The organism is Halosimplex halophilum (assembly GCF_004698125.1).
Lineage (GTDB): Archaea > Halobacteriota > Halobacteria > Halobacteriales > Haloarculaceae > Halosimplex > Halosimplex halophilum.
Map to the genome: position 1 here is coordinate 768,464 of NZ_ML214298.1, position 20,471 is coordinate 788,934.

At 71.3% G+C, this 20,471-nt stretch carries 20 protein-coding genes; 8 read left to right on the plus strand and 12 right to left on the minus strand.

The features are described 5' to 3' along the window. Positions 1-4: 4 nt before the first annotated feature. Both E3328_RS14895 and E3328_RS14900 read right to left on the minus strand, forming a co-directional pair. Positions 5-1,276: a hypothetical protein gene (locus E3328_RS14895; protein ID WP_135365409.1), complete on the minus strand. Its 1,272-nt coding sequence runs from the start codon at positions 1,274-1,276 to the stop codon at positions 5-7. Positions 1,277-1,371: 95 nt separating this feature from the next. Beyond that, positions 1,372-1,986, minus strand: coding sequence for a rubrerythrin family protein (locus E3328_RS14900; protein WP_135365410.1), 615 nt, complete (start codon positions 1,984-1,986; stop codon positions 1,372-1,374). Between the two features lie 112 nt (positions 1,987-2,098). On the opposite strand from E3328_RS14900, the gene E3328_RS14905 reads away from it, so the two are divergent. After that, positions 2,099-3,061 (plus strand): hypothetical protein, encoded by a 963-nt coding sequence (locus E3328_RS14905; RefSeq protein ID WP_135365411.1) that lies wholly within the window; start codon positions 2,099-2,101, stop codon positions 3,059-3,061. A 74-nt stretch (positions 3,062-3,135) separates the two neighbouring features. On the opposite strand, the gene E3328_RS14910 is transcribed toward E3328_RS14905, so the two are convergent. The 4 genes from E3328_RS14910 to E3328_RS14925 all read right to left on the minus strand — a co-directional run bounded on the left by E3328_RS14910 (position 3,136) and on the right by E3328_RS14925 (position 5,947). Then, positions 3,136-3,777 carry a ThuA domain-containing protein gene (locus E3328_RS14910; RefSeq protein WP_135365412.1) on the minus strand — a complete coding sequence of 214 codons (642 nt, stop codon included), beginning with the start codon at positions 3,775-3,777 and terminating at the stop codon, positions 3,136-3,138. Positions 3,778-4,136: 359 nt separating this feature from the next. Then, a complete protein-coding gene (locus tag E3328_RS14915) occupies positions 4,137-4,403 on the minus strand; it encodes a WNWW family protein (protein ID WP_135365413.1) in 267 nt (88 codons plus the stop codon). Positions 4,404-4,681: 278 nt separating this feature from the next. Further along, complete coding sequence (locus E3328_RS14920) at positions 4,682-5,413, minus strand: diphthine--ammonia ligase (protein ID WP_135365414.1); 732 nt, start codon at positions 5,411-5,413, stop codon at positions 4,682-4,684. Positions 5,414-5,611: 198 nt separating this feature from the next. Then, positions 5,612-5,947, minus strand: coding sequence for a PLDc N-terminal domain-containing protein (locus tag E3328_RS14925; protein WP_135365415.1), 336 nt, complete (start codon positions 5,945-5,947; stop codon positions 5,612-5,614). Between the two features lie 128 nt (positions 5,948-6,075). On the opposite strand from E3328_RS14925, the gene E3328_RS14930 reads away from it, so the two are divergent. The 3 genes from E3328_RS14930 (at position 6,076) to E3328_RS14940 (ending at position 8,601) form a co-directional block, all read left to right on the plus strand. Further along, positions 6,076-7,761 carry an acyl-CoA mutase large subunit family protein gene (locus E3328_RS14930; protein ID WP_135365416.1) on the plus strand — a complete coding sequence of 562 codons (1,686 nt, stop codon included), beginning with the start codon at positions 6,076-6,078 and terminating at the stop codon, positions 7,759-7,761. A gap of 148 nt (positions 7,762-7,909) precedes the next feature. Further along, positions 7,910-8,140, plus strand: coding sequence for a hypothetical protein (locus E3328_RS14935; RefSeq protein WP_135365417.1), 231 nt, complete (start codon positions 7,910-7,912; stop codon positions 8,138-8,140). A 2-nt stretch (positions 8,141-8,142) separates the two neighbouring features. Further along, positions 8,143-8,601: a hypothetical protein gene (locus E3328_RS14940; RefSeq protein ID WP_135365418.1), complete on the plus strand. Its 459-nt coding sequence runs from the start codon at positions 8,143-8,145 to the stop codon at positions 8,599-8,601. Here E3328_RS14940 and E3328_RS14945 read toward each other — a convergent pair. The 4 genes from E3328_RS14945 to E3328_RS14960 all read right to left on the minus strand — a co-directional run bounded on the left by E3328_RS14945 (position 8,598) and on the right by E3328_RS14960 (position 12,210). Continuing rightward, entirely contained in the window at positions 8,598-9,383 is a 786-nt protein-coding gene (locus E3328_RS14945; RefSeq protein WP_135365419.1) for an SDR family oxidoreductase, read from the minus strand. The genes E3328_RS14940 and E3328_RS14945 overlap by 4 nt on opposite strands. Before the next feature lie 85 nt (positions 9,384-9,468). Then, entirely contained in the window at positions 9,469-11,139 is a 1,671-nt protein-coding gene (locus tag E3328_RS14950; protein ID WP_135365420.1) for a lipopolysaccharide biosynthesis protein, read from the minus strand. A 137-nt stretch (positions 11,140-11,276) separates the two neighbouring features. Further along, positions 11,277-11,732 carry a TRAM domain-containing protein gene (locus E3328_RS14955; protein WP_135365421.1) on the minus strand — a complete coding sequence of 152 codons (456 nt, stop codon included), beginning with the start codon at positions 11,730-11,732 and terminating at the stop codon, positions 11,277-11,279. 121 nt (positions 11,733-11,853) lie between these two features. Further along, positions 11,854-12,210: a hypothetical protein gene (locus E3328_RS14960; RefSeq protein ID WP_135365422.1), complete on the minus strand. Its 357-nt coding sequence runs from the start codon at positions 12,208-12,210 to the stop codon at positions 11,854-11,856. 131 nt (positions 12,211-12,341) lie between these two features. Between E3328_RS14960 and E3328_RS14965 the strand changes: the two genes are divergently transcribed. Beyond that, positions 12,342-13,361 (plus strand): NADP-dependent oxidoreductase, encoded by a 1,020-nt coding sequence (locus tag E3328_RS14965; RefSeq protein ID WP_135365423.1) that lies wholly within the window; start codon positions 12,342-12,344, stop codon positions 13,359-13,361. 21 nt (positions 13,362-13,382) lie between these two features. On the opposite strand, the gene E3328_RS14970 is transcribed toward E3328_RS14965, so the two are convergent. Then, positions 13,383-14,756: an ATP-binding protein gene (locus tag E3328_RS14970; RefSeq protein WP_135365424.1), complete on the minus strand. Its 1,374-nt coding sequence runs from the start codon at positions 14,754-14,756 to the stop codon at positions 13,383-13,385. A gap of 138 nt (positions 14,757-14,894) precedes the next feature. Between E3328_RS14970 and E3328_RS14975 the strand changes: the two genes are divergently transcribed. From E3328_RS14975 to E3328_RS14985, 3 genes are all read left to right on the plus strand, one after another. Beyond that, positions 14,895-15,119, plus strand: coding sequence for a hypothetical protein (locus E3328_RS14975; protein WP_135365425.1), 225 nt, complete (start codon positions 14,895-14,897; stop codon positions 15,117-15,119). Between the two features lie 129 nt (positions 15,120-15,248). Next, positions 15,249-16,388, plus strand: coding sequence for a thiolase family protein (locus E3328_RS14980; RefSeq protein ID WP_135365426.1), 1,140 nt, complete (start codon positions 15,249-15,251; stop codon positions 16,386-16,388). A 474-nt stretch (positions 16,389-16,862) separates the two neighbouring features. Next, positions 16,863-18,494, plus strand: a complete 1,632-nt coding sequence (locus E3328_RS14985; RefSeq protein ID WP_135365427.1) for a PAS domain-containing protein — start codon at positions 16,863-16,865, stop codon at positions 18,492-18,494. Between the two features lie 96 nt (positions 18,495-18,590). Here the strand turns inward: E3328_RS14985 and E3328_RS14990 are convergent, their stop codons facing one another. Then, positions 18,591-20,450, minus strand: coding sequence for a cation:proton antiporter domain-containing protein (locus tag E3328_RS14990; RefSeq protein ID WP_135365428.1), 1,860 nt, complete (start codon positions 20,448-20,450; stop codon positions 18,591-18,593). Between the last annotated feature and the right edge of the window lie 21 nt (positions 20,451-20,471).

Here is a 20,471-nt window from a genome sequence, read left to right on the forward strand (position 1 = left end):
GGGCCTACGGCTGGAAGCCCTGGCGTTCGATCTCGGCGGCGAGCGGGACGGGGAGGTACTCGTCCTCGCCGGGGGTGATCTGCGGGGTCAGCCAGCCGCCCTCGCAGTAGTGGTGGGGGTCGCGGTCGCAGGCGCCCGGCGCCTCGATGCGGCCGACGACGTTGTGGAGCAGTTCGTGGACGACGACGTGGCGCTGGGTCCGGTCGGCCGCGCCGGCGTCGACGAGCGCGAACTGGCCGCCGACCGAGCCGTAGCCGACCTCGTCGGAGACGAAGCGGGTCACGACGACGTGGTGGTAGACGCCGGCCCGCGGGCCGAGCCGGTCGCGGTAGAGATCGTTGCGGAGCGCGTCGAAGTTCCCGCCGGTGAAGACGGCGGTCTCGTTGACGTATCCGCCCCTGCGGACGTGGACGTCGATGCCCGACCCGTTGGCCCGACGGACGGGCATCTCCGCGAACTCGGCCTCGACGCGGTCGTAGAAGGCGGCCGAGTCGGGCTCGACGCCGCGGGCGTAGTCGACCTGGACGTACAGGTCCATCGCCAGCGGGTCGCTGCCGGGGAGCCGGGCGCCCGTCGGCGTCTCGCCGCGGACCTCCCACCCGTCGAGCAGTCTGTCGCCGTCGGTGTCGGGGTCGGTCGGGTCGGTGCCCACTTCGACCTCGCGCCAGTCGCTCAGCCCGTCGTCGTCGGTGTCCGGGTCGAAGGGATCGGTGCCGAGTTCGAGTTCGCGCTGGTCGGTGAGGCCGTCCGCGTCGGCGTCGACCGAGCGCGGGCTGGTCCCCCGCTCGACCTCCCGTCCGTCCGAGACGCCGTCGCCGTCCGTGTCGGGGTTCAGCGGGTCCGTGTTGAGTTCGATCTCCCGCCCGTCGGAGAGGCCGTCGCCGTCCGTGTCCGGGTCGAACACCTCGGTCCCGAGCTCCCGTTCGCGCGCGTCCGAGAGGCCGTCGCCGTCCGAATCCAGCGCGTTCCCGGTGTCGTTGCCCCTGGCGAACGGGGCGGTCGCGGGGTCGGTGTCGCCGCTGTCCGTCGACGACCCGTTCGCGGTCGCGGTTCCGTTCGCGGCGTCGGCGGCCGACCGGTGACCGGCCAGCAGCTGGTCGAGCTTTTCGAGAACCGCGTCGCTCGCGCCCCCGTTCCCCAGCGGGGGCGACTCGCTCGCCTCGCCTGTCGGCGTCGCCGCGGGCTCGTCGCGGGCGTCGGCCGTCTTCGCACCGAGCGCCCCGACGCCCGCGACGAGGACGATGCCCAGCAACGCCAGCGCCAGGACCCGTCGCACACGCCCCCTGTGAACCCCCTCCGTAAAAATAGTTGTTCATGCGAGATGAACGCGTCGGCGACACGTTCGCCTGTCCTGACCGTCCGATGCACCTCCTAACAGACGGGCTTCGGGTTGACGCCCAGGGACTCCAGCGTCTCGAAGTAGTCCTCGTAGTCGGCCTCGATGGCGGCGGTGGCCGCGGCGACCGCCTCGTCGGGGTCGTCGGCCTCGTCGGCGAGCAGGTCGCTCGCCCGCTCGACGTACTCGTCGTAGTCGTCGCCGAACGAGCGGAACGTGCTCGCCGTCCGCGGGCTGGCCTGGCCGACGAAGTAGCCGACGATCTGGTCGGCGTTGTTGCCCGCCGCGAGCGCCCAGCCGACGAACGCGGCCAGCCGCTCGGCGGTCCCGGTGACGGTCCCGAGGTGGGCGACGACCGCCGGAGACTCGCCGGGTTCGTACTCGCCGCGCTCGCCGGCCGCGGCCTCGGCGTGGTCGCGTTCGGTCGCCGCGGCGTCGGCGAACAGCTCGCTCACGTCGCCCGATTCCTCGTCGGCCCAGGCGTCGAAGCGCTCCGCCGCGAAGTGCGCGCGGTCGGCCGCGGCCCCCAGCACCGCGTCGTCGTCCATCTCGCCCTCGGTGTCCGCGTACAGCGCCTTCGACGACCCGAGCCGCGACAGCGGCGTCGCCGCCTCCTCGCGGACCGTCTCGACGAACTCCTGTGGATCCATGTCTCAAGGCTGTGCGGGCGGCGGCTTGTAACCATCGTCTCCCGCCGCGAGTGGACGGATCCGCTCCGGTCGGACCCGAAAGCACTTGTCCCGGACTCGCCGATCACGACCGATGCCCTCCCCGTCCCGTCGCGAGCTCCTCGCGGCCGCCGGCGTCGCCGCCGGGACCGCCCTCGCCGGCTGTACCGCCGTCGAGGGGCTGTCCGGCGAGCAGCAGCCGACCTACACGCTCGACGCCGACCGGATCGGCACGTCGCTGGCGCCGCTGGCGCTGTGGGAACCGCCCGCGGAGCCTCGCCCCTGGACCGCAGACTACGCGGCGAACGTCGACGCCGCCGTCGCCGCCGAGCGCCCGACCACCTACGGCTACCCCCCGATTCCCGGCGGCGAGTACGTCGAGCGCGACGGGACGTACTACCGGCTGTCCGTCGTGACGACCGGGCTCGAACGGATCGAGCGGCCGGTCCTCCGGCTGGAGTGGGTCGGACGCCTGGACGAACTGGACGACCCGCCCGGTCGGGTCCGGTATCCGGCACTGACCCGGCTGGACCAGCGCGCGGTCAAGATCGCCTACGTGGCCGCCCGCCACCGGCAGATGGGCGGGACCGCCCCCGGGAACGTCGTCGAGGCCGGTGGGTACGTCTACCGGCGGGGCTACGAGGGACCGACGAGCGGGCTGGCGCCCGACCCGCTGCACGACTACGTCGAGTACAACGGCACCGTCCTCGGCGTCTCCGTCGAGCGCCGGGAGTTCGCCGAGCCGGCCAGGACCGGTGTCGCCGTCCCCGTCGCGGACTCCGAGGCCGGGTTCGAGCGCGCGCTCGACGGCGACATGGTCGACGCCCGTCTCGACCCCGACTCCCTCTCGGAGGACCAGCGGCTGATGCTGTACCGCGACGGCTACGAGGAGACGACGCCGCTCTCGGCGGGATACCGGGAGTTACTCGCCGACCTGGGGCTGGCCGATGCCCTCGACGCCGCGGGGGAGGAGCCCCCCAGCGCCGAGAACGGGCTGTTCCTGGCGCTGGGCGAGGAGTACTACCGCTACGGGCTGTACGTGAATCCCGCCGACTGACGGCGACGGCTACCGCGACGGGAGGCGGTGCGCCGGCCGCTGTCGCGAGCCGAGACGGTGCCGCCCTCCCGCGGTCAGTTCGCGTCGGCCCACTCGACGGCGTTGCGCAGCAGGGCGACGAACGAGTCGTTCGCGAGCGCCTCGTCGGTGTGGCCCAGCGAGACGTAGGCGACCCGTCCGGCCGACTCGTTGGTCCAGACGACCGGGTAGTCCTCGAGGTCGGGGTGGTCCATCGTCGCGAGCACCTGCAGGTCGTCGTCTACCTCGACCTGGTAGGGCTCGTCGTAGACGGTGAAGTCGTCGACGCCCTCGGTGATGGCGTGGGGCTCGACGACGTCGACGCCGAACTCGGACTGCTCGGGGTGGGTGAGGAAGTGGCCGCCGATCAGCTCGCGCAGCTCCGGGAACGGCTCCTCGTTGTGGTCGAGCACCTCGTCGGGGTCGTCGGCCGCGACGGAGGTCAGGTCCGAGGCGCAGTGGACGCCGACGTAGCCGCCGCCCGACTCGACGTGGCCCAGCAGCGCGTCGAGCTGCTCGTCGGACAGCGACGAGTCGGTGAGATAGTCGACGAGCACGTCGTACTCGCCGGTCAGGGCGTCGCGGTCGGTCGTGATCGTCACGTCGTATCCCTCCAGCGCGGCCGCGAAGGCGTCGCGCTTCTCGTCGATGGCGTGGAACGGGAAGGTGTTCTCCCCGAGCACGAGCACGCGTGTCATGTCCGGGTCGTCGGCCCTCCCCCGGTTAGCTCCACCGGTCCCGGAAGCCGCGTGGGGAACCCGCCGCCGGGCCGCCGACCGGCCGCTCGGGCGCCGGCAGCCCCGCGTCGTCTGGGACTCGTTCGCACTGATCGCATGTCACGTCAACACGTATCGGATAAACAATTATTAACGTCGGGGTCGAACGGAGAGACATGGCGACACGCCAGTCCACGTCGGACCCGACTCCGACATATCACACGTGCAGCTGTGGGAAACAGTTCGAGACCACAGAGGAACTGCTCGAGCACGCACGGGAGTCGCACGGGCTGAGCGTATTCTGACGAGCGCGCGCCGGTCTCGGGCTGGCCCGGCCTCGCTCAGTACACTCGCACCTGGAACCGCTCGTAGCCGCCGTGAGAGAGTTCCAGCGAACCGATCCACCAGTTCCACCGCTCGACCAGCGAGTGGTCCGCCGGCGCGTCGGCGAGTTCGTCCACCACCGCGTCGGCGGTGAGTTCGTACCCCAGGTCCTCGGCGACCCGCCCCGAGTCCGCCAGGTCCCGCGCCTGTCGGGCGACCACCCGCCGCGCGTCCGCGTCGCCCTCGAACCGTTCGAGTTCCGACTCCAGTCGCTCCCGGTTCACGACGCCACGGTTGTACCCCGACGCTCTTGAAGCACCTCCATCGCGGAAGATCCTACCCCGCGCCAGCCACTCACGCCAGCCAGGCGTCCGCGATCGTGAGCGTCCCGCGCGTCCCGTCCCACTCCGTCTCAGAACCACCTTTTCCCACCCGGGTTTCCTCGCGCGCCGCCGGCGCGCTGCGGGGAACCCGGGCGGCAAAAACGTGGGCGAAAAAGCCGGACGCCTCGCTCACTCCGTTCGCTCGCGTCCGGTGAATCGGCGCCTGTGGCGCCGAACGGTCACGCCAGCCACGCGTCCTCGATCCGCAGCGTCCCGCGCGTCCCGTCCCACTCGGTTTCGGACTCCAGTTCGATCGCCCGCTCCATGTGCGGCCCGTCGGTGACTACTGTCTCGAACTCGCCGCCCTCGCCGAGGATGTGGACGCCGTAGCGCTCGTTGAGAGTTTCCAGTTCGTCGAGCGCGTCGGCGTCGAGCGTCCGGCCGAGCCAGGACTCGTCGAGGCCGCCGGCGGCGACGCGGATGATACGGATCTCGAAGCCGGCGTCGAGCATCGCGTCGGCGAGTTCCCGCGGGTCCCGCTGCCACAGCGGCGCGAACACCTCGGCGTCGAGGCGCTCGGCCATCGCCTCGATGCGGGAGGTCTGGTACTCGCTCTCGACCGCGCCGGCGGTGACGCCCGCGAGGCCGCCGGGGAGGTCCGGATCGAGCTCCCGCAGGGCCGCCTCCAGCGGTTCGAGTTCGGCGTCGCCCTGCGCGCCGGAGTCGGTCGTCTCCCCGGCCCCGAAGTCGTCGGGTTCGACCTCGACCAGCGGGATCCCGACGCTCTCGGCGGCCAGGCCGGCCAGTCGCGTCGCCGGGACGTGGTACATGTAGGAGTCGCCCTCCGGGTGGACGGTCACCAGTCGCTCGACGGGCAGGCCGCGTTCGAGCGCCCGGTACAGCGCCCACGAGGAGTCCTTCCCGCCGGAGAACAGCGAGACCCAGCTCCCCCCGTCCGCGTCGTCTGTCATACCGATCGGTACGCCGTGGCGCATATAAACCATCTTTTTCGACGGTGGACCGCGCTGAACCGTCGGCGGCTGCTCGGTCCAGGACGTAGACGTACCGCCTCGTGTCGGGCTGTACTCCTCGCAGTCCCCCGCTCGACCGGTTTGACGGATCCGCCGGTCCCCGGACGGCAGGACGGTCGCTGCAGGGGCATCGCTGCGTCAGTTCAGCCGCTCGACCCGGATGCCTCCACAGGATCGACAGGTGTCAATGTCGCTGTCGGGGGCGTAATACTTCTCGCCGCACGACTGGCACCGGTGGCTGATTTTCCCCGTACCTCGGTCGGGAACGGACCGTGTTCGATCCTCCCCGGTTCCGCCGTCCCGTCCGAGAAGCACGTAGAGGAGAATCCCGAGAAAGCCACCGAAGAAAGCGACGAGACCCCAGAGAACCGCGCTTTGCGAGCTGTTCTCGGCCGCGTCGACGAAGACCCAGACGGTTCCGACGAGTCCGACGACGAGCGTCAGGAACGCTAGAAAAACGAGCCCGTTAGCCATGGTGCGAGATGTGTACGCGAATGTAAATGTCTTCTCGTAAGCTAGCAGGTCCGATCGGGGCCACACGAACTGGACACGAAACCCGGTTCCAGCCAACGGCTAAGGGGCCGCCGTGCGAACACGGGGGTATGTTCGACTCCGACGACCTCGCGGCCATCCGCGAGGGCAAGGAGGAGTGGGAGGCCGAGACCCGGGGGCCGACCGTCGACCGCTTCGGCGAGCGCAAGGACACCTTCGAGACCGACACCGGCGGCCAGGAGGTCGACCCCCTCTACACCCCCGCGGACGTGGCCGACCTGGACTACGGGGAAGACCTGGGCTTCCCCGGCGAGGAGCCGTACACTCGCGGGGTCTACTCGACGATGTACCGCGGCCGGCTGTGGACGATGCGCCAGTACGCCGGCATGGGCACCGCCAGCGAGACCAACGAGCGCTTTCAGTATCTCATGGACGAGGGCCAGACCGGCCTCTCGATGGCGTTCGACCTGCCCACCCAGATGGGCTACGACTCCGACGCCGGCATGGCCGCCGGCGAAGTCGGCAAGGCGGGCGTCGCCATCGACTCGCTGCGGGACATGGAGACGGTCTTCGACGGCATCCCCCTGGACGAGGTGTCCACCTCGATGACGATCAACGCCCCCGCGAGCGTCCTGCTGGCCATGTACATCGCCATCGGCGACCAGCAGGGCGTCGACCGGGAGGAACTGCGCGGGACCATCCAGAACGACGTGCTCAAGGAGTACATCGCCCGCAACACCTACATCTTCCCGCCCGAGCCGTCGATGCGTATCATCACGGACATCTTCGAGTACTGCGCCGAGGAGGTCCCCAACTTCAACACCATCTCCATCTCGGGGTATCACATCCGCGAGGCCGGCTCGACCGCCGCCCAGGAGATCGCCTTCACCCTCGCCGACGGCATCGAGTACGTCGAGGCCGCCCAGGACGCCGGCCTGGCGGTCGACGAGTTCGCCCCTCAGCTGTCCTTCTTCTTCGCCTCCTACAACAACATCCTCGAGGAGGTCGCGAAGTTCCGGGCGGCCCGGCGGATGTGGAAGCGGATTATGGAGGAGCGGTTCGACGCGGAGAACCCCGAGTCCAAGCAGCTGAAGTTCCACACCCAGACCGCGGGGTCGACGCTGACCGCCCAGCAGATCGAGAACAACGTCGTCCGGGTGGCCTACCAGGCGCTGGCGGCGGTGCTGGGCGGGACCCAGAGCCTCCACACCAACGGCAAGGACGAGGCGCTGTCGCTCCCGACGGAACAGTCCGTCCGGACCGCGCTGCGGACCCAGCAGATCCTCGCCCACGAGTCCGGCGTCGCCGACACCATCGACCCGCTGGGCGGCAGTTACTACGTCGAGTCGCTGACCGACGAGGTCGAGGCCGAGGCCCGGGCGATCATCGAGGAGGTCGACTCGCGCGGCGGGATGCGCAAGTCAATCGAGGACGGCTGGGTCCAGCGCCAGATCCAGGACGTGGCCTACGAGCGCCAGGAGGAGATCGAGAACGGGGAGCGGGTCATCGTCGGCGTCAACGAGTACACCGTCGAGGAGGACGCCCAGGACCCCGACATCGAGGAGGTCTCCGAACAGCAGGAACGGGCCCAGATCGAGCGGCTCGAATCGGTGCGCGAGGAGCGCGACGACGAGGCCGTCGACGCGGCGCTGGCGGCGCTCGCCGACGCCGCCGCGGGGGAGGAGAACCTCATGCCGTACATCGTCGACGCCGTGAAGGCCTACGCGACGACCGGCGAGATCTGCGACACGCTGCGCGACGAGTTCGGCGAGTACCAGCCCGGCGCCGCGATGTAGCCGGGCGGGACCGGCTTTCGTCCCGGGACTGGCTCCCGCCGCTGGTTCTCGGGTCGCTCGATACGGGGACGCGTCGCTGTGGTGCGGTCGGCGCGCGCTGGAGCCCGCCGGAACGCTCAAAGCCCGTCGACGCCAAGACGCTCCCGGTATGGACCCGGCAGTTCGTTTCTGGCTGTTGATCCTCGCGCTGGCGGGGACGGTCTCGGCGACGGTCCTGCTGGTCGTCTCGGCGTTCCTGCCGGGGGCGGTCCTCGGGACCGCCGACTCGGTCGGCTACGTCGTCTCCGTGCTCGTCGCGCTGGTCTCGCTGGGGCTGCTCGTCTGGTCGCTGACGGCCGCCAGCGGGAGTCAGGGCGGCGGGTCGCCGGGGGCGCGGTGAGGATGGCCGACGGGTCGTCGCTCCGGTGGACGGCGCTCGCCGGCCTGTCGTTCGGCGCCGTCGGCGCCGGGCTGGTGGCGGCGTTCTCGGTCGCACCCTGGAGCGGTGCGGCCTGGGAGAGCCGCGCGCTCGCGCTCGTCGCGCTCGGCGTCGGGGCGGTCGGCGCGTGCTGCTGGCTCGCGGTGGTCGAACGGGTGGGGCGCTGGCGACTTCGACGCCGCGGCGCGCTCGCCGGCGCGCTCGCCGGCGTCTTCGGTCCCGCGGGGTTCGTTCTCGCGGCGAGCCTGTTCGGCGAGGCGCTCGGCGGGACCGCCGGTCCGGTCGAGCGCGTCGGCGCCGCGCTGTTCGTCGGGCTCGTCAACCTCCTCTACGTCGGCTGGCTCGCCCTCCCGCTGGGGACCGCGACCGGGTACCTGCTCGGCCGGCGGCGCGAGACCGCCCCGGAGCGGCGCCCGCTCTAGCTCCGCATCGCGCCGCCGTCGATGGGCAGCGCCGTCCCGGTGACGAAACTCGCCCGCGGGCTGGCGAGGAACGCCACCACGTCGCCGAGCTCCTGGGGGTCGCCGATCCGCCCGAGGGGGACCGACGAGCCCTTGTCTTCCAGCCCCTCCTCGTAGCTGTCGTACTCGCCGCGCTCGACGCCGTCCTCGATGAGCTCCTCGATACGGGCGGTCTCGTGGGCACCGGGCAGGACGGCGTTCACGCGAACGTCGGGCGCGAACTCCCGCGCCTGGGTCTTGACCATGCCGATGACCGCCCGGCGGACCGCGTTCGACAGGACCAGGTCGTCGATGACCTCACGGACCGACCGCGAGGTGATCGCCGTGATCGACCCCTGGTCGGACTCGGCGAGGTGGGGGTGGGCGAAGCGGGTCGTCCAGACCGCCGACATGACGAGCGTGTCGTAGGCGCCGTACCAGTCCTCGTCGTCCATCTCCAGGAACGCGCCGCTGGGCGGCCCGCCCGCGCTCATGACGACCTGGTCGATCCCGCCGAACTCCTCGGCCACCTGATCGACGTAGGCCTCGACCTCCGCCCGGTCCGTCAGGTCGACTTCCACGGCGAGCACGTCGCCGTCGCCCAGCGATTCGAGGTCCGCTTCGGCCGATTCGAGGTGCGATTCGGTGCGGCCGCAGACCGCCACGTCCGCGCCCTCGCGGGCGAGCGCCTTCGCGCTCGCGAGGCCGAGACCGCTGGAGCTGGCCGTCGTCAGTGCCGCGCTGCCGTCGAGTTGCAAATCCATACGCGTGTGGTCGGGCCGGCGCCTCAAAGAACCGGGAGATTCCGGATCGCTCTCTCCGTCGCCGACGCGCTCCTCGCGGTCCTGCTCACTCCCGCGCTCGCGCGGCGCGGTACCGGTCGCGGAGGGTGCCGGCCAGCCGCCGTTCCGTCGGCGTGAACCCGAGGAACCGGAGCGTCGCCGCGTACGCCGCGAGCCCCCCGAGGACGCCGACGACCGGTGCCGCCGGGCCGGCGACGGCGGCCTTGGCGCTCCAGGCGACGACCCCAAGCGGGACCGCGGCGACCAGCGGCTTCCCGTGCAGCGGCGTGAACGGCTGGAGCCGCTCGAAGTGGTAGAGGACGGCGACCTCCAGCCCGTTGTTCAGCGTCAGCATGAGCACGTAGCTCGCCACGAGGCCGGCGAGGCCGTACCGGACCGTCAGCGGGACGGCGACGGCGGCCAGCAGGAGGGTGATACAGACGTTGACCGCGAGGTAGGGCCGCTGGTTGTCGGTCATCATCAGGAGGATGCCGACGCTGCCGGCGGCGCAGGCGCCGAACTGCGCGAGGACGAACCCGACCAGAAGCGGCGCGTAGGGGACGAACGCCGGTCCGAACAGCGCCATCACGGTCTCGCGGTAGACGACCACGGGGACCGAGAGGCCGACCACGCCGACGAGGACGAGCCGGCTGGTGACGTGGTAGAACCGGGAGAGTGCCGCACGGTGGTCGTCCTCGTGGAGCGCGGCGGCGACCGGCGGGACGAACTGGTTGAGCCCGATCAGCGGCAGCCTGACGAGCGACCCGACGACCATCCCGACCGCGAAGACGCCGCCCGCCACGTCCGTCAGGTAGACGGCGATCAGCGGGTAGAACCCGAGTCGCTGGATCGTCGTCGCCACCCCGCCGACGAACAGCGGAGCCGTGTAGCGGACGTAGCGGCGCCCCACCGAGCGGAGGTCGGGAGCGCTCGCGCCCTCCTCTCGTTCGGTGTCGTCGCTCCTCTCGGCTCGCCGGAACCGGAGCCCGATCCCGCGCTCGCGGACGAGCCACGCGGTCGCGGCGAGGCCGGTCAACCCCGAGACGGCGACGACGCCGACTGCGACGGCGACCAGATCCCCGAAGACGACCGCGCCGACGACGCCGACGAGCAGCTGGGCCGCCGGGAAGCCGACCCGCAGCGCGAGGTTCAGCGCCGCGACCTCCTCCAGCCCGCGGAGCACCTCCGTCGCGGTGAACAGCCACACCGTCGCCGGCAGGCCGACGGCGAACACGCGGAGCGTCGTCTCGAACAGCGGCCGCTGGTCGGTGAGCGAGGTCACCAGCGGCGCGGCCAGGTACAGCCCGGCGCCGAAGGCGGTCGCGACGGCCCCCAGCAGCAGCCCGGCGACCGTCACCAGGGCGTCGCGTTCGGCCGGCGAGTCGGCGTTCGGCAGAAAGCGGCTCAGCCCGCTCCGGAAACCCAGCGCGACGTGCAACAGGAACTGCTGGAGGCGCCGCGCGACGGCGAAGACGCCGTAGGAGCTCGCCGCGAACCCGTTGGTCAGGACCGCGGTAAAGGCGACGGTCAGCCCGCGCTGGACGAGGATGCTCGGCACCGAGACGGTCGCGCCGTGGGCGACCCGCTCCAGGGCGTCGTCCAGGCGCGCCTCGACCGGGTCGGCGGCGTCCGGATCGTCGGACCGTTCGTCGGCCGCCGTCGCCGCGCCGGCGCCGTCGCTGGTCGCCGTCGTGTCGCCGTCGTCGGACGCGTCGGGGACCGCCGGGTCGGGGACCACGGCGCTACGTTGGCGGATCGGGCGACAAAAAACCGCTGGAACGGCCGGGCACAGCTGTCAGAACAGGGGGAATACGAGCGCGCGGTGAAGCGGCGGTGTCACGACTGTCCAGTCGGGAGCGCCGGCCGCGAGGGCCGTTACGAGCCCCAGAAGTTGTCGCGGCTGCCGAGGCGCTCGCGGTCGTCCTCCTCCTCGTCGGCCTCGTCGTCCGCCTCGTCGGCGTCCGATTCGGCGTCAGTTTCGTCCGCGTCGTCGGGCTCGTCGGGGAGGCGTTCGAGCTCCTCGGCGCGGGCGTGGTTCGAGCGGACCTTGGTGATCTTCACCTTCGCGCGGGCCGGCGGCAGGACGCCGTCGACCATGATGATGAAGCCGTCCTCGGTGCGGCCGACGCCGGCGCCGCTCTCGTGGATGTCCTCCACGGTCACCTCGACCTCCTGGCCGGGCTGGACGGGTTGACTCTTCAGGTCCTCGATCGGCTGGTTGTAGTGATTGCACCACTCGGCGCCCCCGCGGTCGCCGTAGTGCGTACAGCCCATCCCCTCGATGCGCTCCTGAAAACTGGGGCACTCGTCCGCGAGTGGACAGTCGGGCATGACGGCGAGTAGCGCTGGGGCGAAGTAAACGCTTGCGCTCTCGCCGTCAGCGGCCGCGTTCGGCGTTTCGACCCGCCGAGCGCTCGCTCGCGGCCCCTCCCGCCGGTCCGCGGGCCGGCCCTCACCGCTCGGGCGGCACGTCCGCGTCCGGGTCGTTCGGAGGTCCGTCCCCGCTCGCGCCGTCGGGCCGCACGTCCTCGCCCGCGCCCTCTGCCCCGTCGGGGTCGATCCCCAGCGTGTTCCCCGTCTCGACGTGGTCGATCCCGTCGACCTCGCAGACCGCGCCGACCCGCTCGTGTGCGACGGACGCCTTCAGCGTCCGGAACTCCAGCCGTTCCTCGACCGTCGCGCCGGCGTCCTCGACGGCCGCCGCCACGCCGTCGAGGGTCGCCCCGTCGGCGACTTCCAGCAGGAGCTCGACCGACTCCCCCTCGACGGGGTCGTCGCGGATGGTGCGGACCGCTGGCGAGACGTACATGCTCGCCCGTTGGCCCGTCGCCCCCGAAACGCTGGCGGTCGACCGCCTGGCGCGGGCCGGCCCGTCCCCGCCGCCCGCGACGGATCGCCGGTGTCCCCGGACTCTTCGGGGTGGCGTCCCTACCGTCGGCCATGCGAGCGAGCAACCGGCAGTTCCGACTGGCCGAGCGCCCCGAGGGGCGGCCCGACCGCGACACCTTCGAACTGGTCGAGACCGACGTACCGGACCCCGGTCCGGGCGAGGCGCTCGTCCGCACGCGCTACCTCTCGGTCGACCCGTACATGCGCGGCCGGATGAGCGCCGGCGAGTCCTACGCCGAGCCCTGGGACGTGGGCGAGCCGCTCCAGGCGGGCGTCGTGGGCGAGGTCGTCGAGTCTGCGGGCGCCGAGTTCGAACCGGGCGACGTGGTCGTCGGCAACCTCGAGTGGGCCGACTACGCGACCGCGCCGGGGACCGCCCTCACCGCGGTCGACCCCGACCTGGCGCCCGTCTCGACGGCGCTGGGCGTTCTCGGGATGCCCGGTCGGACCGCCTACTTCGGGACCACGGAGGTCGCGGACCCCGAGCCCGGCGACACGTTCGTCGTCACGGGCGCGGCCGGCGCCGTCGGCTCCGTGGCCGGCCAGATCGCCGGGCTCGCCGGCGCCCGCGTCGTCGGCTTCGCCGGGTCCGACGAGAAGGTCGCGTTCGTCGAGGACGAACTCGGGTTCGACGCCTGCATCAACTACGAGACAACCGACGACTACCGCGCGGCGCTGGACGAGGCGGCGCCCGACGGCGTCGACTGCTACTTCGACAACGTCGGCGGGCCGATCACCGACGCCGTGTTCGACCGGCTGAACGTCGACGCCCGCGTCGCCGTCTGCGGCCAGATCGCCCACTACAACGCCACCGAGCGGCCGACCGGGCCGCGAAAGCTCGGGACCCTCGTCGAGACCCGCGCCCGCGTCGAGGGCTTTCTCGTCGGCGACTTCGAACCGCGCTACGAGCAGGCCACCGAACGGCTGGCCCGCTGGGTCCGGAACGGCGACATCGAGTACCGCGAGACCGTGACCGAGGGGCTGGAGAACGCTCCCGAGGCCTTCCTCGGGCTGTTCGAGGGCGAGAACATCGGGAAACAGCTAGTGCGGGTGAGCGAGCCCGACGAGTAGGACGGGTCGGCGAGTCCGGCGTCAGTGGTCGTGGCCGTGGTCGTGCGAGTGGCCGCCGTCCGACGCCGCCTCCGAGCCGTCGCTCGTCCCGGAGATGTCGCCGCCGGCGACCAGGGCGTCGTGGTCGCCCTCGATCATGTCCATGTTCTTGAGGTTGTCCCGCTCCTCGAAGTCCTCGACGGCGTCCAGCAGGTCCTGCTGGGTGAGCGTGGTGCGCTCCTCGGTCAGCGCGTCGAGCACCGCCTCCCGGAGGACGAGCCGGAGGTCGCTGCCGGTCAGCCCCTCGGTCTCGCGGGCGATCGCCAGCGGGTCGAAGTCGTCGATCTCCATGTCGCGGGTCACGACTTCGAGGATGTCCGCCCGCATCTGGTCGTCGGGCTTGGGGAAGTTGACGATCTCGTCGAAGCGCCGCCAGGCCGCGGCGTCGAGCTGGTCGGGGTGGTTGGTCGCGCCGATGAGCAGCACCTCGTGTTCGATGAGGCTCACCTCGTCGATGCTCTTGAGGAGGGTGTTGACCGCCCGCTTGATGGCGGCGTGCTCGTCGCTGGCGCGGGTCTTGGCGACGAAGTCGAACTCGTCCATGAAGAGGATACACGGCGAGAGGCGGGTGGCGACCTCGAACACCTTCTCGACGTTCTTGGCCGTCTCGCCGAGGTACTGGGAGGTGATCATCGAGAGTTTCACCTCGACGAACGGCAGGTCGAGTTCGCTGGCCAGCGCCCGGGCGACGGAGGTCTTCCCGGTGCCCGGCGGGCCGACGAAGAGGAGCTTGCCGATCTCCCGGAGGCCGATCTGGGCGAGGTAGTCGCGGTGTTCGATGGCCTTGACGATCTTGTGGATCTCGCCCTCCTGGTCGGGGGTCAGGACGAGGTCGTCCATGGTCATCTCGACCTCCTCGGGGGCGCGGATGTCGACGAGGTCGAGCATCTCCTGTTCGTCCTCGTCGTCCTCGTCGAAGTACTCCTCGAGCAGCTGGTCGATCCAGACGCGGTCGGCTCGAACGGGACGGTTCTCCTCCCGGGCGTGCTCGTAGTCGGCGCCGTCGACCCGGTCCTCGTAGACGGCGGCGAGCGTGGGGTTGTCGTTGATGCGGTCGGCGTCCGCTCTATCGAGGTACCACTCCTCGGCCATGTCCTCGTCGGTGAAGGTGAGGGTCCCCGAGAAGTCGTCGCGGTCGGTGAACATCAGCCCCGAGATCGCCTCCCAGGGCCGGTCCACGTCGGTCGCTTCCCGGGCCGTGGTCGTGGTGGCCGAGAGCGGGCGCTCGATCTCCCCGTCGCTCCAGAAGACCGCCCGGTAGGCGGGCGGCAGGTCGTCGGCGTCTAGGTCGCGGTTGTCGCTGTAGGCCTGCGCCGTCAGCACGAACTCCACGACCGCAAGCTCCGGATCGCTCATTCCCACCGAGATTCGTCCCCCGACCGGATAAGTCTCGCGAAGCGTCCGCGCCGCCCGAATATTGCCGGCGATCAGATACCTCATGTGACACGTCTCGACACGTTTATGTCGCCGGCGAAACGACAGCCCGGACGAACCATGGACGAAGTCCTCGAAGTCGCGGAAGTCGCGGCCGATTTCGGACTAGAGGGCGTGTTCCGACTGATACTGGGACTCGTCGGGTTCCTGCTACTGGTGGGCGGCCTGGGGCTGTGGCTGCTCACCGACATGGGGCTGCTCGTGCTCCCGGCGGTCCTGATGGTCGTCGGCGTCCTGCTGATGGTCGCCCCGGTCGTCCTGTTTGTCATCGGGGACCTGCTGTAGGCGTCGGCGCCCGAACCGCCGCCGCGGCTCGGCGCCCGGGCCGCAGCGACGACCCGGCGTCCGAGAAACTCCGCGCGACGCGTCCGTCGTTTGTGAGGACTTAACACGTCGCGGCCCCTCCACGGATCCATGAGCGACGCGACACCGGTCATCGTGCAGGCCCGGCGGACGCCCCAGGGCAAGGAGGACGGCGCCTTCGCGGACGTGCGAAGCGAGGACCTGTCGGTTCCGCTGGTGAACGAGATGCTCGCCGACACGGGGCTGGCCGGCGAGCAGGTCGACGACCTGCTGTGGGGCTGCGCCCAGCAGCGCGACGAGCAGGGCAACAACATGGCCCGCGTGGTCGCCCTCCTCTCGGACCTGGGCGAGGCGGTGCCCGCGGCGACCATCAACCGCTGGTGTGCCTCCTCGGCGGAGGCGATCATGCGCGGCGCCGACGCCATCGCCGCCGGGCAGCGCGACTGCGTCATCGCCGGCGGCGTCGAGTCGATGAGCCGCGTCGAGCTCGGCCAGAACACCCACAACGTCCACCCGCGGCTCGCCGAGCTGTACAACATCGGCGAGCTCCAGATGGGGATGACCGCCGAGAAGGTCGCCGAGGAGTACGGCGTGAGCCGCGAGGAACAGGACGAGTACGCGCTCCGCAGCCACCGGCGGGCGGCCGATGCCACCGACTCCGGCCGGTTCGACGACGAGATCGTCCCCGTCGAGACCGAGGAGGGGACGGTCGACGAAGACGAGGGTATCCGCCGGGACACCTCTCTGGAGAAGCTGGCCGGCCTGCCGACCGTCTTCAAGAGCGAGGGGACGGTCACGCCGGGCAACGCCTCCCAGATATCCGACGGCGCCGCGGGGACGATGGTCACCTCCCGCGCGTTCGCCGACGACCACGGGCTGGACGTGCTCGCGGAAGTGGGCGACCACATGGTCGCCGGCGTCGACCCGACGATCATGGGCGTCGGCCCGGTCCCGGCAGTCCGCAAGCTCTGCGAGCGCACCGGCCGGGACACCGGCGACTACGACCTCGTCGAGCTCAACGAGGCGTTCGCCAGCCAGGCGCTGTACTGCCAGCGCGAGCTCGGCTTCGACGACGAGCTCTACAACGTCAACGGCGGCGCCATCGCCATCGGACACCCGCTGGGGGCCTCCGGCGCGCGCCTGCCCGTCACGCTGATCCACGAGATGAACCGCCGCGACGCGGACCTGGGGCTGGCGACGGAGTGCGTCGGCTTCGGCCAGGGCGCGGCGATCGAGTTCTCGCTGCCGTAACCGTCCGCGCGCCCTCGGCGCGCGGTTCACCGGGCCGAGCGTCGCGAGGCTCGCTTTTTGCCCCATCTTTTTCGAGGAGTGGTATCCGCAGCGAGCGGGGCGAGGCCGACCGGAGGGAGGCCTCGATGCGGACGGGGAGCGTCGCGACCCGTGAGCGCAGCGAGTGAGGACACCCGACGAGAAAAAGGTGGTCGCGCCAGGGCGCGGCGATCGAGTTCTCGCTGCCGTAGGCGTCGGTCGCGCTCTGTGGCGCGCCGACGCGCGGTTCTCCCACCTGCAGTTACCCGGCCGTCGCCCCCGGTCCGCCGGGACCGCGTTTCTCGACCTGCCCGGACCGCGTCTCCGTGGACGGGCCGTCGCTCGACCCGGGCAGGAACGGGCGTACGGCGGACGGAAACGAGCGTGTGGCCGACGGGAACGGTCGTAATTCAGTTTCGAAAAAATATTTATACTGTCAGTGTGGGAGGTGCTGGTGTGCTTTCGGCGCCGCTGGTGGGTGGGCCGATACTGGGCGCCGTGGCCGCCGCGTTCGGGTGGTACGCGTGGCGGCTGCGGGGGGCGCGCGACCGGCCGGGGGGGACCGGGCTGGTGGCGATAGCGGCGTTGCTGGCGGTCGTGACGCTGGCCGAGGCGCTGGTCGTCGGGCTGGGGCTGCCCGCGGCGGCGCTCGCCCCGTTGACGCAGATCGTCGTCTTCGGCGGAGCGGTCTGCTGGGCGAAGTTCGTCATCGCGTACACCGGCCGGGACCCGGGCGGGCCGGGCGTGCTGGCGCTGGTCGTGTTGCTCCCGGCGCTCGGGATCGTCAGCGCGCTGTTGCGGTTCACGCCCCTCCTCCCGATGACCGAGCCGGTGAGTTCGGCCGGGCCGGTGAACGTCCTCGCCAGCAGCGTCGCCAGCGCGGCGTCGTGGGGGATCCTGATCGGGCTCTCCCTGCTTCTGATCTGGGACGCGACGCGGTACGCGTCGTTCGAGCGCCCGCGCGGCGTCGCGCTCTCGCTCGTCGGCTTCGCGCTCGCGGGGATGCCGCTGGTCACCTCGGCGCTGGAACTGGCGGACACCATCACCATCGGGACGGGTGCGGTCGTCGCCCAGGCGGGCGTCCTCGCGGCGCTGACCGTCGGTATCGCCGTCGGCCGCCCCTACCGCTCGCTGCCGATCGCGGAGGCGATCGGCCGCGACGCGGTCGTCTCGAACCTCAACGACGCCGTCGTGGTGGTCGACGGCGACGCCCGGATCGTCGACATGAACGAGGCCGCCGAGGCGCTGTTCGACCGGTCGCTCGACGCGGTCGTCCGCGAGCCGCTGTCGGCGCTGGTCGACGCGGACCTGCTGGGGCCGGACGGTCTGCCCGGCGAGTCGACGGTCCAGATCGGGGACGCGGTCGGCAAGCGCTACTTCGACGTGTCGGTGTCGCGGGTGCGCGGCGACGGCGCCGTCGAGGCGGGGTACGCGGTGGCGCTGCGCGACGTGACCGACGAGCGGATCCGCGGCCAGCGCCTGGAGGTGCTCGGGCGGGTGCTCCGGCACAACGTCCGCAACGACATGACGGCGGTGTACGCGATGGCCGACGCGGTCGCGGAGAACGGCGACGAGGCGGTCGCCGAGCGGCTCCGCGAGACGGCCGACTCGCTGGTCGACGTGAGCGAGCGGGCCCGGGCCGTCGAGGAGAGCATGTGCCTCGACCCGGCGACCGACGAGACGGCGGACGTGGGCGCGCTCGCGACGGAGGTGGCGGCCGTCCTCCGGGAGCAGGGCCACGACGTGTCGGTGCGGACCGACGACGACGCCGAGGTCCGCCGGTCGCCGAAGCTGGTCGCGTCGGTCTGCGAACACCTGCTGTCGTACGCGGCCGGCAACGCGTCGGGGCCGGTGGCGGTGACCGTCGACGACCGCGGGAGCCACGTCGACGTGACCGCCGAGAGCGACGGGCGACTGCTCGACGAGCAGGACGCGGCGGCGGTCACGAACGGCAGCGAGACCCAGCTGGAACACGCCGAGGACCTGGACATCTGGGCGGTCTCGTGGGGCGCCGAGCGGCTCGGCGGCGAGTTGCTCCCCGACTGCGAACGCGGCCGCAGCGTCGGCGTCCGGATCCCGGTGGAGTGAGCGGGCGCCGCGGAAAACGAGGACACGGGAAACGGAGCCTGTGGAGACGCACGCTGCAGGAAACGGGGCCGGGGGAAAGAGGAGTGACGGGACCGCTCAGTCGGGGTCGACGAGTTTCATCCCCTCGCGGACCGCCTCGCGCTGGCCGAGCAGCGTGACGTGGTCGCCGAGTTCGATGACGTAGTCCGGCCCGGGGACCTCCGCGGTGGTGTAGTCGCCCTTGCCGACAAGCGCGATGAGACAGGCGTCGGGGAGCATCGGCCCGACCTCCCGGACGGCCTTGCCCGCGATCTCCTCGCTGGTGACCTCGACCTCCTGTACGTCGCCCGTGCGGCCCACGTCGGTCATCCAGTGGGCGATGGCGGGGCGTTCGATCTGGTTGTCGATGGCCCAGGCGGTCGCCATCGACGAGGAGATGGTGCGGACGCCCAGGTCCTCGAAGGCGTCGACGTTGTCGGGGTTGTTCGCCCGCGCGATGACGTTCTCGACGTCGAACTTCGAGCTCGACAGCTGCGCGACGAGCAGGTTCGCGTCGTCGTCGCCGGTCGCGGCGACGACCGTCTTGGCGTTGTCCGCGCCGGCCTCCCGGAGGAGCTCGGTGTCGGTCCCGTCGCCGATGATGGCGGTGTACCCGGCGTTGCGGACCGACTGTGCCACCGACTCGTCCTCCTCGACGATGACGACGTTCTCGCCCCGGTTCTCCAGCCGTTCGGCGAGCGACCGGCCGACCCGGCCGCCGCCGACGATGATGACTCTCATGGGTATGACGTTCAGGTATCGTGCGATGTGGCGCGCGAGGCCGCCCTCGAAGACGGCGGTCAGCAGGATCGCGAGGAAGACCGTCCCCAGCAGGATGTTGGCCTCCTGGACGAGCCCGGCGTTCTGGAGCTGGACGGCGAACAGGGTGGCGACCGACGCCGGGATGATCCCCCGCGGGCCGACCAGGCTCATGAACGTCCGCTCCCCGCGGGTGAACCGGTCGCCGGCGGTCGACAGGAACACGAGCGCCGGCCGGATCACCAGCGCGATCGCGGCCACGACGACCAGCCCGCCGACGCCGACCTCGACGAGCGCCGCCGGTTCGAGCAGTGCCGCGAGCCCGATGAACACGAACGCCAGCACCAGCAGCGTCAGGTCGCCCTTGAACGCCTCGATCTCCGCCTCGTAGGGCACGTCGGCGTTGCCCAGCAGGAAGCCGGCGGTCGCGGCCGCGGCGACGCCGGCCTCGGTCGCCTCGAAGTTCGCGGCGGCGAACGCGACCAGCGCGCCCGCCAGCACCAGCAGGCGGGCGTTGCGCGGCGCGTCCCCCGGCGAGAGGTCGACGTACCGCAGCAGGTAGTAGACGACGCCCGCGACGACGACGCCGAACAGCAGGCCGACCCCCAGCCGGACGACGAACCCGCGGACGATGTCGTTGCCGGCCGTCTCCGGCAGGACGGTCTGGAAGAAGACGACCGCGAGGATCGCCGCGGTCACGTCGTTGACGATGCCCTCGAACTCCAGGGCGGTCGCCACCCGGTCGCGCACCGGGACGATGCTGAGGATCGGCGTGACGACCGTCGGGCCGGTCGCGACCAGCAGCGAGCCGATCACCAGCGAGAGGTTCCAGGGGACGCCGAAGACCAGCCGCACCGCCAGGGCCGTCCCGGCCAGCGCGATGACCGCGCCGACGGTGACCAGCCGCAGGGCGGCCTGGGGCGCCGCCTTGATGCGTTCGACCTTCAGGTGGAAGGCGCCCTCGAAGACGATGATCGCGACGGCGAACCCGACGACCGTCGAGAGGGCGCCGCCGAACGTGTCCTCGGTGACGATGTCCAGCCCCGGCTGGCCCAGCACCAGCCCGGCGACGATGTAGAAGACGATGGCCGGCACCTGGAGGCGGTCGGCCAGGATCTGGGCGAGCACCCCGACGGCGATGATACCGGCGACCAGCAGGAGCAACGTACTCTCGGCCATTCGTCTCCGCTGTGGACTGGC

Coding starts and splice junctions, on each gene's coding strand:
- E3328_RS14905 (WP_135365411.1), top strand. CDS start 2,099: ATGCCCTCCCCGTCCCGTCGCGAGCTCCTCGCGGCCGCCGGCGTCGCC.
- E3328_RS14990 (WP_135365428.1), bottom strand. CDS start 20,450: ATGGCCGAGAGTACGTTGCTCCTGCTGGTCGCCGGTATCATCGCCGTC.
- E3328_RS14910 (WP_135365412.1), bottom strand. CDS start 3,777: ATGACACGCGTGCTCGTGCTCGGGGAGAACACCTTCCCGTTCCACGCC.
- E3328_RS14940 (WP_135365418.1), top strand. CDS start 8,143: ATGGCCGACGGGTCGTCGCTCCGGTGGACGGCGCTCGCCGGCCTGTCG.
- E3328_RS14965 (WP_135365423.1), top strand. CDS start 12,342: ATGCGAGCGAGCAACCGGCAGTTCCGACTGGCCGAGCGCCCCGAGGGG.
- E3328_RS14930 (WP_135365416.1), top strand. CDS start 6,076: ATGTTCGACTCCGACGACCTCGCGGCCATCCGCGAGGGCAAGGAGGAG.
- E3328_RS14955 (WP_135365421.1), bottom strand. CDS start 11,732: ATGCCCGACTGTCCACTCGCGGACGAGTGCCCCAGTTTTCAGGAGCGC.
- E3328_RS14960 (WP_135365422.1), bottom strand. CDS start 12,210: ATGTACGTCTCGCCAGCGGTCCGCACCATCCGCGACGACCCCGTCGAG.
- E3328_RS14900 (WP_135365410.1), bottom strand. CDS start 1,986: ATGGATCCACAGGAGTTCGTCGAGACGGTCCGCGAGGAGGCGGCGACG.
- E3328_RS14970 (WP_135365424.1), bottom strand. CDS start 14,756: ATGAGCGATCCGGAGCTTGCGGTCGTGGAGTTCGTGCTGACGGCGCAG.
- E3328_RS14945 (WP_135365419.1), bottom strand. CDS start 9,383: ATGGATTTGCAACTCGACGGCAGCGCGGCACTGACGACGGCCAGCTCC.
- E3328_RS14980 (WP_135365426.1), top strand. CDS start 15,249: ATGAGCGACGCGACACCGGTCATCGTGCAGGCCCGGCGGACGCCCCAG.
- E3328_RS14925 (WP_135365415.1), bottom strand. CDS start 5,947: ATGGCTAACGGGCTCGTTTTTCTAGCGTTCCTGACGCTCGTCGTCGGA.
- E3328_RS14935 (WP_135365417.1), top strand. CDS start 7,910: ATGGACCCGGCAGTTCGTTTCTGGCTGTTGATCCTCGCGCTGGCGGGG.
- E3328_RS14975 (WP_135365425.1), top strand. CDS start 14,895: ATGGACGAAGTCCTCGAAGTCGCGGAAGTCGCGGCCGATTTCGGACTA.
- E3328_RS14920 (WP_135365414.1), bottom strand. CDS start 5,413: ATGACAGACGACGCGGACGGGGGGAGCTGGGTCTCGCTGTTCTCCGGC.